The organism is Janibacter zhangyanbonis (genome assembly GCF_050507325.1).
Taxonomy (GTDB): Bacteria; Actinomycetota; Actinomycetes; order Actinomycetales; family Dermatophilaceae; genus Janibacter.
The window spans coordinates 2,208,029-2,221,642 of record NZ_CP191481.1; the positions used below are offsets into that span (position 1 = coordinate 2,208,029).

General features: G+C 73.1%; 10 protein-coding genes. 4 read left to right on the top strand and 6 right to left on the bottom strand.

Features of this window, described 5'->3' with window-relative positions; genetic code table 11:
* Positions 1-63: 63 nt before the first annotated feature.
* Genes ACQBJO_RS10755 through ACQBJO_RS10765 form a run of 3 tightly spaced genes read left to right on the top strand, consistent with a single transcriptional unit; the run spans position 64 to position 5,986 of the window.
* On the top strand, positions 64-480 hold the full coding sequence (locus ACQBJO_RS10755) for a hypothetical protein (protein WP_421007293.1): 417 nt from the start codon (positions 64-66) through the stop codon (positions 478-480).
* A gap of 33 nt (positions 481-513) precedes the next feature.
* A complete protein-coding gene (locus ACQBJO_RS10760) occupies positions 514-5,121 on the top strand; it encodes an ATP-dependent helicase (protein ID WP_421007294.1) in 4,608 nt (1,535 codons plus the stop codon).
* A 1-nt stretch (position 5,122) separates the two neighbouring features.
* Positions 5,123-5,986 carry an Fpg/Nei family DNA glycosylase gene (locus ACQBJO_RS10765; protein ID WP_421007295.1) on the top strand — a complete coding sequence of 288 codons (864 nt, stop codon included), beginning with the start codon at positions 5,123-5,125 and terminating at the stop codon, positions 5,984-5,986.
* 39 nt (positions 5,987-6,025) lie between these two features.
* Here ACQBJO_RS10765 and ACQBJO_RS10770 read toward each other — a convergent pair whose 3' ends face one another.
* Genes ACQBJO_RS10770 through ACQBJO_RS10790 form a run of 5 tightly spaced genes read right to left on the bottom strand, consistent with a single transcriptional unit; the run spans position 6,026 to position 9,675 of the window.
* A complete protein-coding gene (locus tag ACQBJO_RS10770; RefSeq protein WP_303708388.1) occupies positions 6,026-6,325 on the bottom strand; it encodes a helix-turn-helix domain-containing protein in 300 nt (99 codons plus the stop codon).
* 59 nt (positions 6,326-6,384) lie between these two features.
* Positions 6,385-6,897, bottom strand: coding sequence for a CinA family protein (locus ACQBJO_RS10775; protein WP_421007296.1), 513 nt, complete (start codon positions 6,895-6,897; stop codon positions 6,385-6,387).
* The gene (pgsA, locus tag ACQBJO_RS10780; RefSeq protein ID WP_255183804.1) at positions 6,887-7,519 is read right to left on the bottom strand and encodes a CDP-diacylglycerol--glycerol-3-phosphate 3-phosphatidyltransferase; all 633 of its coding nucleotides are present in this window, start codon (positions 7,517-7,519) and stop codon (positions 6,887-6,889) included. Before pgsA ends, ACQBJO_RS10775 begins: the two co-directional genes overlap by 11 nt.
* Entirely contained in the window at positions 7,516-8,919 is a 1,404-nt protein-coding gene (gene rimO / locus ACQBJO_RS10785) for a 30S ribosomal protein S12 methylthiotransferase RimO (protein WP_421007297.1), read from the bottom strand. Before rimO ends, pgsA begins: the two co-directional genes overlap by 4 nt.
* Before the next feature lie 51 nt (positions 8,920-8,970).
* Positions 8,971-9,675: an ion channel gene (locus ACQBJO_RS10790; RefSeq protein ID WP_421007298.1), complete on the bottom strand. Its 705-nt coding sequence runs from the start codon at positions 9,673-9,675 to the stop codon at positions 8,971-8,973.
* A gap of 22 nt (positions 9,676-9,697) precedes the next feature.
* Here ACQBJO_RS10790 and ACQBJO_RS10795 point away from each other — a divergent pair, with 22 nt between their 5' ends.
* Positions 9,698-10,753 carry a TlpA family protein disulfide reductase gene (locus tag ACQBJO_RS10795; protein ID WP_421007299.1) on the top strand — a complete coding sequence of 352 codons (1,056 nt, stop codon included), beginning with the start codon at positions 9,698-9,700 and terminating at the stop codon, positions 10,751-10,753.
* On the opposite strand, the gene ACQBJO_RS10800 is transcribed toward ACQBJO_RS10795, so the two are convergent.
* Complete coding sequence (locus ACQBJO_RS10800; protein WP_421007300.1) at positions 10,737-13,565, bottom strand: DNA translocase FtsK; 2,829 nt, start codon at positions 13,563-13,565, stop codon at positions 10,737-10,739. The two genes, ACQBJO_RS10795 and ACQBJO_RS10800, sit on opposite strands and share 17 nt — an antisense overlap.
* Positions 13,566-13,614: the final 49 nt, after the last annotated feature.

A 13,614-nucleotide genomic window follows, 5' to 3' on the forward strand; every position in this document is an offset into this window, starting at 1 on the left:
GGGTTGTCCACAGATGTGCGACAGGCCCTCGGCGTGTCGGTCCGGGACGCGTATCGTCGAGGGATGACGGCGATGGACCTCGAGCGCAAGGTGCGGCAGCACGACAACGACATCTCGGCGCTCTACACGATGATCGCCGACATCCAGAACACGCAGCGTCGTCACTCCAACCGCTTCGACGAGCTGACCGAGGACGTCGGTGCCCTCGCCGACCGAATGGGCTCGCTGGAGAGCAGGTTCGGCTCCCTGGAGACGAAGGTCGTCTCCCTGGAGACGAAGGTGGGCTCGCTCGAGACCAAGGTGGGCTCCTTGGACACGAAGGTCGGCTCCCTCGAGACGAAGGTGGGCTCGCTCGAGACCAAGGTGGGCTCCTTGGACACGAAGGTCGACTCCTTGGACACGAAGGTCGGCTCCCTCGAGACGAAGGTGGGCTCGCTCGAGACGAAGATCGACCGAGTGATCGACCTCCTGCAGCGCTGACCTGTCGGTGGTCGGTGGCAGGCTGATCCCGACATGGCCGACATCCTCGAGAGCTTCTCCCCCGCGACCGCGACGTGGTTCCGCGACAGCTTCGCGGCGCCCACCGACGCCCAGGCGGGCGCATGGCGGGCGATCAGCGCCGGTAGCCATGCGCTCGTCGTCGCGCCGACGGGCTCGGGCAAGACGCTCTCCGCCTTCCTCTGGGCGCTCGACCGGCTCGCGTCGAGCCCTCCCCCGGAGGACCCGCAGGCCCGCTGTCGTGTCCTCTACATCTCGCCGCTCAAGGCGCTGGCCGTCGACGTCGAGCGCAACCTGCGCGCTCCCCTCGTCGGCATCGGGCACGCGGCCGACCGGCTCGGGCTCCCCGCCCCCCAGGTGTCAGTCTCGGTCCGCTCCGGAGACACCCCCGCGAGCGAGCGGCGCGCCTTTGCCAAGGCGCCGACCGACGTCCTCATCACGACCCCCGAGTCGCTCTTCCTCATGCTCACCTCCGGGGTGCGCGATGCCCTGCGCGGGGTCGACACGATCATCATCGACGAGATCCACGCCCTGGCCGGGACCAAGCGGGGCGCCCACCTCGCCCTCTCGCTCGAGCGCCTCGACGCCCTGCTCGAGCAGCCCGCCCAGCGCGTCGGCCTCTCGGCGACGGTGCGTCCGGTCGACGAGGTCGCACGATTCCTCGCCGGTGGCCGACCGGTCGAGATCGTCCAGTCCGAGTCGACGAAGCAGTGGCAGCTCGACGTCGTCGTCCCGGTCGCCGACCTCACCGAGCTCGGCGAGCCGACGGGCGACCTCTCCGGCGCCGCGGCGGGCGAGGAGCGACGGGCGTCGATCTGGCCGCACGTCGAGGAGCGGGTCGTCGACCTCGTCGAGCAGCACCGCTCGACCCTCGTCTTCGTCAACAGCCGCCGCCTCGGCGAGCGGCTCACGGGCCGGCTCAACGAGATCCACGCCGAGCGGGTCGCGCCCCCGGACGCACCGGAGCCGACCGCACCGGCTCGTGCGCCCGCCGAGGTCATGGCCCAGTCGGGCGCCTCGGCCGGCGCACCTCCCGTGCTCGCCCGGGCCCATCACGGCTCGGTGAGCAAGGAGCAGCGGAGCCTCATCGAGGAGGACCTCAAGGCCGGCCGGCTCCCCTGCGTCGTCGCGACGAGCAGCCTCGAGCTCGGCATCGACATGGGGGCCATCGACCTCGTCGTCCAGATCGAGTCGCCGCCCTCGGTGGCCTCCGGCCTCCAGCGCGTCGGCCGCGCCGGCCACCAGGTCGGGGCCGTGAGCCACGGTGTCGTCCTGCCGAAGTTCCGCGGCGACCTCGTCCAGTCCGCCGTCGTCGTCGAGCGGATGCGCGCCGGTGACATCGAAGCCCTCCACGTCCCCGCCAACCCGCTCGACGTCCTCGCCCAGCAGGTCGTCGCGATGTGCGCGCTCGACGACTGGCAGGTCACGGAGGTGGAGGCGCTCGTGCGGCGAGCGGCCCCCTTCGCCTCCCTGCCGACCACCCTCCTGCACGCGACGCTCGACATGCTCGCCGGGCGCTACCCCTCCGAGGACTTCGCCGAGCTGCGGCCACGGATCACGTGGGACCGCGTCGCGGGCACCATCGTCGGGCGACGCGGCGCGCAGCGGCTCGCGGTGACGAGCGGCGGCACGATTCCCGACCGCGGACTCTACGGCGTCTTCCTCGCGGCCGGCGACGGGCCGGGCCGCCGGGTCGGCGAGCTCGACGAGGAGATGGTCTACGAGTCGCGCGTGGGCGACGTCTTCACGCTCGGCACGAGCAGCTGGCGGATCGAGGACATCACCCACGACCAGGTCCTTGTGACGCCCGCGCCCGGGCAACCCGGTCGGCTGCCCTTCTGGCACGGCGACCAGCTCGGCCGTCCGGCGGAGCTCGGCGCAGCCGTCGGCGCCTTCGTCCGTGAGATCGGTGGTCTCGACGCGAAGGGGGCCCGTGCCCGCCTCGCGCAGGCCGGCCTCGACGCGTGGGCGCGGGACAACCTGCTCGGCTACCTCGAGGAGCAGCGCACCGCCACCGGCCACCTGCCCGACGACCGCACGATCGTCGTCGAGCGCTTCCGCGACGAGATCGGCGACTGGCGTGTCGCGCTGCACTCCCCCTTCGGCGCGCAGGTGCACGCCCCGTGGGCGATGGCGATCGCGGGTCGGATGCGTGAGCGCTTCGGCGTGGACGTGCAGGCGATGCACGGCGACGACGGCATCGTGCTGCGCCTGCCCGACGTGGAGTTCGACGACCCGTCCGGGGTGGGCGGCCTGCTCCTCGACCTCATCACCTTCGACCCTGCGGACGTCGAGCGGGCGATCACCGACGAGATCGGCGGCTCGGCGCTCTTCGCGGCACGCTTCCGCGAGTGCGCCGCCCGCGCCCTGCTGCTCCCCCGGCGCCGCCCCGATCGCCGCCAGCCGCTGTGGCAGCAGCGGCAGCGGGCGGCAGCCCTGCTCGAGGTCGCGAGCGGGCATGCCGACTTCCCGATCGTCCTCGAGGCGGTGCGCGAGTGCCTCCAGGACGTCTTCGACGTGCCGGCCCTCACCGACCTCATGACCCACGTCGCGGGACGCCGCGTGCGGCTCGTCGACGTCGAGAGCCCGCGCCCCTCCCCCTTCGCCGCGTCGTTGATGTTCGGCTACGTCGCGCAGTTCCTCTACGAGGGCGACTCCCCGCTCGCCGAGCGCCGGGCCGCCGCGCTGACGCTCGACCCCAGCCTGCTCGCCGACCTGCTCGGCCGCGGCGAGCAGCTTGCCCTGGCCGACCTGCTCGACCCGGCCGCCGTCGAGCGCACGGCCGCGGAGCTGCAGTGCCTCACCCCCGAGCGGGCCGCACGGGACGGCGAGGACCTGCTCGACCTGCTGCGCGTCCTCGGGCCGCTGTCGGCCGAGGACCTGCGGGCCCGCAGCCGCCTCGACTCCGACGCCGTCCGCAGCGCCCTGGCCGATCTCGAGAGCAGCCGCCAGGTCATCCCGGTGCGCATGGCGGGCGGAGACTGCTGGGCGAGCACCGAGGACGCTGCCCGCCTGCGCGATGCCCTCGGGGTCAGCCTGCCGCCCGGGCTCGCCGAGGCGGCCCTGCAGCCGACGGACGACCCGCTCGGCGACCTCATCACGCGTTACGCCCGCACCCATGTCCCCTTCGCCGCCACCGACCTCGCCGCGCACTACGGCATCGGTCGCGCCGTGGCGACCGATGCCCTGCGCCGCCTCGTGCAGACCGGCCGGCTCGTCGAGGGCGACCTGCTGCCGGTCGAGTGCGGTGGACGAGGTGGCGAGTTCTGCGACGCCGAGGTGCTGCGCACCCTGCGCCGCCGCTCGCTCGCCGCGCTACGGCACGAGGTGGAGCCCGTCGAGCCGCGGCAGTACGCACGATTCCTGCCCGGGTGGCAGGGCGTGGGGCGCCGGATGCGGGGGCGCGACGGCGTGCTGCGGGCCGTGGAGCAGCTGAGCGGCGTCCCGGTCCCCGCGAGCGCCCTCGAGTCCCTCGTCCTGCCCGCGCGCGTCGACGACGCGATCGCGCCGATCATCGACGACCTCATGGCGACGGGCGAGGTCCTGTGGGCCGCTCACGGCAGCCTGCCCGGGGACGACGCGTGGGTCAGCCTGCACCTCGCCGACGGCGCCGCGACGACCCTGCCGGTGCCCGACGCAGCCGGGCTGGGTGAGATCGAGACCCGGGTGCGCCAAGCGCTCGCGGGTGGCGGCGCCTACTTCTTCCGCGACCTCGCCGACACACTCGCCCGCGAGCGGACCGAGGGCGAGGAGCGGATCGACGACGAGGAGCTCGCCGACGTGCTCTGGTCGCTCGCGCACCGCGGGCTGGTCACCGGCGACACCCTCGCCCCGGTGCGGGGGCTGCTCGCCGGTGGGCGCACGGCCCACAAGCCGCAGCACCGCCCGGCACCGCGCAGCCGCTACGGCGGCCGGCCACGTCTGGGTCGCCCCACCGCACCCCAGCGCAGCGGCCCGCCCCGCGCCGCCGGCCGCTGGTCCGCACTGCCCGCGGCCGAGACCGACCCGACGCTGCGCATCCACGCCGCCGCCGAGGGCCTGCTCGACCGCCACGGCGTCGTGACCCGCGGCGCCGTCGTCGCCGAGGAGGTCGAGGGTGGCTTCGCAGCGATCCACCGGGTGCTCGGCGTGGCCGAGGAGGCCGGCCAGGTGCGCCGCGGCTACTTCATCGAGGGCCTGGGGGCCTCCCAGTTCGCCGTGCCGGGCGCCGTCGACGAGGTCCGCTCCGCGACGTCACCCGACGGTGCGGTCGTGCTCGCCGCGACCGATCCGGCCAACCCGTGGGGTGCCGCCCTGCGCTGGCCGGAGCGGGCAGCGGGTGGGCACCAGCCCGGGCGCAAGGCCGGGGCGCTCGTCGTCGCCGTCGACGGGCAGCTGGTCCTCTACGTCGAGCGGGGCGGACGCACCCTGCTCTCCTGGGAGAGCGACGAGGAGGTCCTCGCCGAGGCCGCCCGCGGCCTGGCCGACGCCGTGCACCGTGGCGCGCTGGGCCGACTCACGGTGCAGCGCGCCGACGGGGCCGCCGTGCTCGGGTCCGAGGAGCCGCTGGCCCTCGCGCTCACGGGTGCGGGCTTCACCATGACTCCCCGAGGGCTGCGACTGCGGCCCGGCGGGCGGCGCTGAAGTGCCCGAGGGCGACACGGTCTGGCGGACCGCCCAGCGGCTGCACGCGGCGCTGGCCGGCCGTCCCGCAGGGCTCGTCGACCTGCGGTGGGGCGAGGTCGACGAGGCACCTCTGGCTGGCGCCGTCGTCGACGAGGTCGTGCCCCGCGGCAAGCACCTGCTCCACCGCTTCGCCTCCGGCTGGACCCTGCACACGCACCTGCGCATGGAGGGCTCCTGGCGGGTCGAGGCTGCGGGCTCGCAGGCGGCGGCACGCTCCCTTCGCCGACCCGACCTGCGCGCCGCGATCGGCAACGACGAGTGGACCACCCTGGGACTGCGTCTGGGCGAGCTCGACGTCGTGCCGCGCGCCGAGGAGCACCGGCTCGTCGGACACCTCGGGCCTGACGTCCTCGGCGCCGACTGGGAGCCAGAGGTCGTCGCCCGCCATCTGGGCGAGCAGCCGGCTGGCGTCTCGATCGCGGCGGCGCTGCTCGACCAGCGGGTGCTCGCCGGGGTGGGCACCTTCTGGGCCAGCGAGGCGCTCTTCGTCCAGCGGCTGCACCCGTGGCGGGCAGCTGCCGACCTGACCCCCGACGAGCGCGGGGCACTCGTGGCCCGGGTCCACGAGCTCATGGACCGGGGCAAGGAGCACGCGGTGCAGTCCTCGACGGGCGTGCCGCGGTCCGACCAGCGCAGCTGGGTCCACGGGCGCTCGGGGCGCCCCTGCCGCCGCTGCGGGAGCACGGTCCGGGTGGCTCCCCTCGGGCGCGCGGGGCCCGACCGGGTCTTCTTCTCCTGCCCGACCTGCCAGGGCGGGCTCGCCCCGACCGACGACGGGCGACCGCAGGGACCTCTGGGCTCGCGCCGACGCGCACGACCCTGAGAGACGTGCGGGGGTTAGGCGGCAAGGACGCCTCTGGGGTCAGGCGGCGGAGACGACCTCGTCGTCGCGGGAGGCGACGGGCAGGGTGACCGGGGCGGTGGAGCGCTCGGCGCGGTCGGCCCGCTGGGCGATCTCGGTGAAGACGTGCGACATCGGCATCTCGAGGGCCGCACAGATCGAGGCGAGCAGCTCGGAGCTGGCTTCCTTTTCCCCACGCTCGATCTCGCTCAGGTAGCCGAGGGAGACCGACGCCTTGGCCGAGATGTCTCGCAGGGTGCGACCCTGCGAGCGGCGCGCATCGCGCAGCACGTCACCGAGCTCTTCACGCAGCAGCACCACCATGGGTCACCTCCTCGACATCTCTCTCACGTCTGGGTCCACCGTACCCCGCCCGACCGTCAACGGTCAGGCGTGTCCCCGCCGACGGTCAGCAGGGCGTCACGCGCCAGGTCGAGCGCGGCCTGCACCGCGCCCGCCCGCACGGCGGGACGCTCCCCGGTCAACGCCAGCCGGCGCGTGCGTAGTCCCGACGGCGACGCGCAGGCGAGCCAGACGGTCCCGGCCGGGTGTCCCTCGCTCGGCCCCGGACCGGCGACCCCGGTCGTCGCGATGGCCAGGTCGACCCCGAGCGCCCGACGGGCACCCTGCGCCATCTGGGTCGCGACCTGCTCGTCGACGGTGCCGACGCGGTCCACGAGGGCCGCGTCGACGCCCAGGAGCGAGATCTTGACGGCGGGGTCGTAGGCGACGACCGAGCCGGCGAAGACCGACGACGCACCGGGGACCTCGACGACGGTCGCGGCGAGCAGCCCCCCGGTCAGCGACTCCGCGGTTCCCAGGGTCCAGCCGCGGTCGGCGAGGGCCGCGAGCAGCTCCGCGGTGTCGGCCGAGCCAGCACCGTCAGCGATCACGCGTCGCCTTGCGCTCCCGCTTCATCTGCGCGCGCTCGCTCGTGGAGCGCAGGGTGAGGGCCTTCATGACGTAGTCGACGGCCGTCGCGACGGTGACGACGAGCGCAGCCACGAGGATGACCCAGGCCAGGCCCCGCCACACCATCTCCAGGGGCAGGGTGCTCAGCGGGATGACGAAGAGGCCGATCGCCAGGGCCTGGAGGAAGGTCTTGATCTTCCCGCCGCGGCTGGCCGGCATGACGCCGTGCCGGATGACCCAGAAGCGCATGAGCGTGATGCCGAGCTCGCGGGCGAGGATGACGACGGTGATCCACCACGGGATCTCGCCGATCATCGACAGGGTGATGAAGCCGGCCCCGGTGAGCGCCTTGTCGGCGATCGGGTCGGCGACCTTGCCGAAGTCGGTCACGAGACCCTTGGCCCGGGCCAGGTCGCCGTCGATGCGGTCGGTGATGATGGCGATGGCGAAGACACCCCAGGCCCACCACCTCGTGCTGGTGTCGTCGCCGCCGTGGCTGAGCACCAGCCAGACGAAGACCGGCACGAGCAGGATGCGCATGACCGTCAGCGCATTGGGCAGGTTCCACGGGCTGGGAGCGGGAGTCGTCTGCTCGGTGGTCATGCGCGCACCTCCGCCACGAGATCGATGCCCTCGGTGCCCACGACTTCGGCCACGACGAGCGCCCCGACCTCGAGGCCCGCGACGTCGCCGGTGAGCAGGGTGACGCCGTCGACGTCGGGCCCCTGATGGGCGGCTCGTCCGACGACCTCGCCGCTCTCCTCGTCGACCTCCTCGACGAGGACGGTGACGGTCTCACCGATGCGCTCCTCCGCCCGCTGGGCGGTCAGCTCCTCGACGAGCCGGGTCAGCCGGTCGACCCGCTCGGCGATGACGTCGGGGTCGACCTTGTCGTCGAGCAGCTCGCCCTCGGTGCCGTCCTCGTCGGAGTAGCCGAAGACGCCGACGACGTCGAGACGAGCGGCGACGAGGAAGCGCTCCAGCTCGGCGACGTCCTCGTCGGTCTCGCCGGGGAAGCCGACGATGACGTTGGACCGGATGCCTGCCTCGGGCTGCCGCTCACGGATGCCCTCGATGAGGCCGAGGAAGGACTCGGTGTCGCCGAACCGGCGCATCCGCCGCAGCAGCGGCCCGGCCGCGTGCTGGAAGGAGATGTCGTACCAGGGCACGACGCCCGGGATGCCCGCCATCGCGCGCAGGAGGCCGGGGCGGATCTCGGCGGGCTGCAGGTAGGACACGCGCACCCGCTCGACGCCCTCGATGGCGACGAGCTCGGGCAGCAGCTGCTCGAGCAGGTCGAGGTCACCGAGGTCCTTGCCGTAGGACGTCGAGTTCTCGCTCACGAGGAAGAGTTCGCGCACCCCCTGGGAGGCGAGCCACCTCCCTTCGGCCACGACGTCGTTGGGGCGCCGGGACACGAAGGCCCCACGGAAGGTCGGGATCGCGCAGAAGGCGCAGCGGCGGTCGCAGCCGGAGGCGATCTTCAGCGGCGCCCACGGCCGGTCGTCGAGGCGGGCGCGCGGCAGGTCGGAGGCGTTGTGCCCCGGCAGGGCTACCTCGCTCGCGTCGCGGTCGACCGGGGAGATCGGCAGCAGCTTGCGGCGGTCACCGGGCACGTGGGCCTCGGGGGCGTGGCCGTCGAGGACCGCGCGCAGGTGGGCGCTCATGTCGGTGTAGGAGTCGAAGCCGAGCACCGCGTCGGCCTCGGGCAGCTCGTCGGCGAGCTCCTTGCCGTAGCGCTCGGCGAGGCAGCCGACGGCCACGACCTTCTGCGTCCGACCGTGCTCGCGCAGGTCATTGGCCTCGAGGATCGCGTCGATCGAGTCCTTCTTGGCCTGCTCGATGAAGCCACAGGTGTTGACCACCGCGACATCGGCCTGGGCGGCGTCGTCGACGAGGGTCCACCCCTCTGCGGACAGGCGGCCGGCGAGCTCCTCGGAATCGACGTCGTTGCGGGTGCACCCCAGGGTGACGAGGGCGACGCTACGGGCAGGGGTGGACATGGACCCCACTCTAGGCGGCCGGGAGTGGCTCGACCGAAACGACGCGATCGCTCAGCTGCGCGCGCGGCTGACCGTCAGGGCCACGAGACGCGAGATGACCATGGCGACGTAGAGCACCCCGCCCAGCTGCTCGATGATCGTCGCGGCCCGGGCGTGGGGCTGGATCGCCACGATGTCCGACAGGCCGACGCTCGTGAGGTTGGCCGCGGAGAAGTAGAGCAGCTCGAGGAAGGACTTCGGCCCGATGCCCGTGTGCCCGTCGAAGGACCCCGGCTCGAGCGTCTGGATCGCGACGAAGAGGTAGGTGAAGCCGAAGAGCAGGACGGTGAAGGCCGCCCCCACCGCGAAGAGCTCGTCCTTGGTCACCCACGTGTCGGCGAACATGTAGGCCACCAGGCCGTAGGCGACGTACATGTAGAAGACGGCCAGCATCAGGTGCGCGGCGAAGGTCACCGGCACGTTGCTCCGGTCGATGACCGACCACACCTCGAGCACGAAGGCCGGGAAGCCCATGCCCAGCGCCAGCCAGGTGAGCGCCGGGGTCGAGCGCACGACCCAGATGCCGAAGGTCACCGCGAAGAGCGACAGCGAGGTGATGACAGCGCGGCCCCAGTTCTCCGACTCCACCCACGGCAGCAGCACGATCGCGAGGAGCTGGATGCCGACGAGGATCGCCGACGGCTGCTTGCGGACGACAGCCGCCCAGTAGCGGACTCCCGTCGGGCGGCTGTCGAGCTCGTACCAGGCCTTCGTCATGGGGCAACCCTAGACTCGCGCTGTGCTCGACGCCCCGCTGCTGCTGCCCCCGCTCGTCGCTGCCCTCCTGCTGGTCGTGAGCGGCATCGCCAAGGTCCGTCACCCCGAGGAGACGCGCAGCGCCTTCGGCGAGCTGCAGATGCCGCGGGCACTCACCGGCTCCCCCGCGCCCACCCTGCTGCCGTGGGCCGAGATCGTCCTCGCGGTGGCGATCATCGTGACGCCGCCTCCCTTCGCCCTCGTCGTGGCGGTCGTCGCGCTCGTCCTCTTCGCCGTCTACCTCGCCGTCGTCGTGCGGGCCCTCGGCTTCGACCACCCGGTGACGTGCAGCTGCTTCGGCCGGCTCGGGCTGGGCGAGGTGACGCGCCGGACCGCGCTGCGCAATGTGCTGCTCGTCGTCGTCGCCGCCCTCGGGGTGTGGTCGGCGACGGCCGATGCCTCGGTCGCGGCCCGCCTGCTCGGCGCCTCGGCGCAGACCTGGGTCTGGCTGGGCCTGGTCGTGCTCACCGTCGCGGTCGTCGTAGTCACCTTCGGTGGGACGAAGGGGGTGACCTCCTCCGGCGTCATCGGCACCGGCGAGGTGGCCGGCGCGCAGGACGACGAGGACGCGGACTACGCCCGTCAGCCCATCCCCTTCGCCACGCTCGTCGAGGAGTCGGGCCACGAGACGACGATGCACGAGCTCACCGCCGGCGGCGCGGTGCTCCTGCTCTTCGTCTCCCCCACGTGCGGCTCGTGCCGACCCGTCATCGACGAGGTCGAGGCGTGGGACGAGGGGCTCGGTCCGGTGCGGGTGCGGGCGGTCGTCTACACCGCGCTCGAGGACGTCGTCGCGGCCGAGCCGACGCTCGCCGGCCGGGTGCTGCAGGACCCGTCGGCCATCACGTCCCGCATCTTCCGTGTCGGGACGCCCGGCGCGGTCCTCCTCGGAGCCGACGGCATGCTCGCCGGCGGCCCGGTCGAGGGCACGGCCGCCGTGCAGGCCTTCTACGACGACGTGCGCGCCGAGCTCGTCGAGGCGGGTGTCGTCAGCGACGAGCCCGCTGCCACGGACGAGACGGTCACCGACGGTCGGTGAGCGACCAGGCGTCCTCGTCGTCGTCCTCGGTCCACTCCTCGACGACCTCGGTGCCGATCGGGTCCTCCGCGTAGCGGTCCTGCGACGCGGCCGGTGAGCCCTCGCGCAGGTCGATGACGTCGGTGTCGGTGGAGACCTGCCCGGCGGGCTGGCCCACCGGGGTCGTGTCGCCCTCGAGGTCGTCTCCCTCGGCATCCGCGGGCGCGGCGCCCTCGGGAGCCGGGGGCTCCTCCCCCTTCATCAGGGCGAGGGTCGTCGGCAGGTCCTCGGGCGTGATGAGCACGTCGCGCGCCTTGGAGCCCTCGGAGGGGCCGACGACGCCGCGCGACTCGAGCAGGTCCATGAGCCGGCCGGCCTTGGCGAAGCCGACGCGCAGCTTGCGCTGGAGCATCGACGTCGAGCCGAACTGCGTCGTGACGACCAGCTCGGTCGCCTGCAGCAGCACGTCGAGGTCGTCGCCGATGTCCTCGTCGATCTGCTTCTTGGGCGTCTCGGGGGCGACGTCCTCGCGGTAGGTCGGCTTGAGCTGGCCGGTGACGTGGCCGACGACGTGCTCGATCTCCGACTCGGTGACCCAGGCGCCCTGGACTCGCATCGGCTTGGACTTGCCCATCGGCAGGAAGAGGGCGTCACCCTGGCCGAGCAGCTTCTCCGCGCCGGGCTGGTCGAGGACGACGCGCGAGTCGGCGAGCGACGAGGTGGCGAAGGCCATGCGCGAGGGGACGTTGGCCTTGATCAGGCCGGTCACGACGTCGACCGACGGGCGCTGGGTCGCCAGGACGAGGTGGATGCCGGCGGCGCGCGCGAGCTGGGTGATGCGCACGATCGAGTCCTCGACGTCGCGGGGCGCGACCATCATCAGGTCGGCGAGCTCGTCGACGATGACGAGGAGGTAGGGATAGGGCTGGATGACCCGCTCGCTGCCGGGGATCGGCTCGACCTTGCCCGCCTTGACAGCCTTGTTGTAGTCGTCGACGTGCTTGTAGCCGAAGGTCGCGAGGTCGTCGTAGCGCATGTCCATCTCGCGCACGACCCACTGGAGGGCCTCGGCGGCCTTCTTGGCGTTGGTGATGATCGGCGTGATGAGGTGCGGGATGCCCTCGTAGGCCGTCAGCTCCACCCGCTTGGGGTCGACGAGCACCATGCGCACCTCGTCGGGCGTCGCCCTCATGAGGATCGAGGTGATCATCGAGTTGACGAAGGACGACTTGCCGGAGCCGGTGGCGCCGGCGACGAGGATGTGCGGCATCTTCGCGAGGTTGGCGATGACGTAGCCGCCCTCGACGTCCTTGCCGACGCCCATGACCATCGGGTGCTCGTTGTTGCGGGCCACGTCGGAGCGCAGCACGTCGCCGAGGCAGACCATCTCCTTGTCGGCATTGGGGATCTCGATGCCGATGGCGGACTTGCCGGGGATGGGGCTGAGGATGCGCACGTCGGCGGAGGCGACGGCATAGGCGATGTTCTTCGACAGGGCCGTGACGCGCTCGACCTTGACGCCCGGGCCGAGCTCGACGACGTAGCGGGTGACGGTCGGGCCGCGGTGGAAGCCGGTGACCTGGGCGTCGATGCCGAACTCGTCGAGCACACCCGTGAGCGCCTCGACGACCTTGTCGTTGGCCGCCGAGCGCTCCTTGTGCGGCGCGCCGGGCTTGAGGTACTGGCTGTCGGGCAGCGTGTAGGTGACGTCGCCGGCGAGGGCCAGCTGCTCGACCCGCTGCGGCAGCTGGGTCGTCGGCGGGGGCTGCAGCTCGGTCTTGCCGCTCGCGATCGGCGCGACGGCAGGGTTCTTCGTCGGGCGCTTCTCGCCCGGGCGTGGGCCGCCGGCCTCGGCCTGCGGGGTCTCGGCCGTCTCCTCGGCCGCGACGGGTGCCGCCGGCTTCTTGCGGCGGCCCTTGCCGACCGGCTGGACGACGGCGGCCTGGTCGTAGGCGGTGTCGCCGTCGCGCTCGCCGGACTGCTCGTCCTCGGGGTCGATGGTGCGGCGGCGCCGGGCGCGGCTGACCGCCGCCTTGGGCGCGTCGTGGCGGGCGTCGACGTCGGCCGCGGTGACGTGGCTGGGCACCTCGCCGGTGAAGGCGGCGCGCACGTAGGCCAGTCGCTGCGGCACCTCGTGCAGCGGGGTGCCGGTGAGGAGCAGGAGGGCGAAGAGCCCGAGCAGGACGAGCAGGATCGTCGCCGGCCACTCGGTGACCGCCGTCGACAGCGGGTCGGAGGCGAGGAAGCCGACGATGCCGCCGGCGTCACGCATCGGTCCCGCGCCGTCCGGCGGCTGCGGGATGTCCTTGGCGATGTGGGTCAGGCCCGCCGCCGCGAAGAGCAGCATGACGGTGCCGAAGCCCAGCCTGGCGTCCGCGGCCGGCTCGCTCGCCGACCTCAGCAGGCGCACGCCGAGCAGGAGCAGGACGATCGGCAGCGCATAGGCGACCCGGCCGAAGGTGCCGGCCGCGACCGCGTGGACGATGTCGCCGAAGAGGCCGCTCAGGCCCCACCACTCGCGGACGGCGACGACGAGGGCCAGGGCGATCGCGAGGAAGCCCCAGCCGTCCCGACGGTGCTCCGGCTCGATCTGGCCGGCGCTCGTGCCGATCCGGCGCACGCCGGAGCCGGTCGCGTGAGCGACCCCCATCCAGGTGCGCTGCACCGCCGCGATGGGCAGCGGCAGACCGCCGCCGGAGGCGGGCTTGCGGGAGGAGGTCCTCCCCTTCGCGCTGCTCTTGGCGGGTGCCTTGCGACCCGACGGGCGGGTGGAGCCCTTGGGTCGGGAGCTGGCGCCCTTGCTGCGCGAGGTGGTCGACGGACGAGTGGCCATGATTCGCAGGGTAGGCGAAAGCCACCCCCGACACACGCGTCACACGCGC

Bases quoted from the DNA above. Each gene is read 5' to 3' on its own strand.
- ACQBJO_RS10755 (WP_421007293.1), top strand. From the start codon at position 64: ATGACGGCGATGGACCTCGAGCGCAAGGTGCGGCAGCACGACAACGAC.
- ACQBJO_RS10760 (WP_421007294.1), top strand. From the start codon at position 514: ATGGCCGACATCCTCGAGAGCTTCTCCCCCGCGACCGCGACGTGGTTC.
- pgsA (WP_255183804.1), bottom strand. From the start codon at position 7,519: ATGACCACCGAGCAGACGACTCCCGCTCCCAGCCCGTGGAACCTGCCC.
- rimO (WP_421007297.1), bottom strand. From the start codon at position 8,919: ATGTCCACCCCTGCCCGTAGCGTCGCCCTCGTCACCCTGGGGTGCACC.
- ACQBJO_RS10790 (WP_421007298.1), bottom strand. From the start codon at position 9,675: ATGACGAAGGCCTGGTACGAGCTCGACAGCCGCCCGACGGGAGTCCGC.
- ACQBJO_RS10800 (WP_421007300.1), bottom strand. From the start codon at position 13,565: ATGGCCACTCGTCCGTCGACCACCTCGCGCAGCAAGGGCGCCAGCTCC.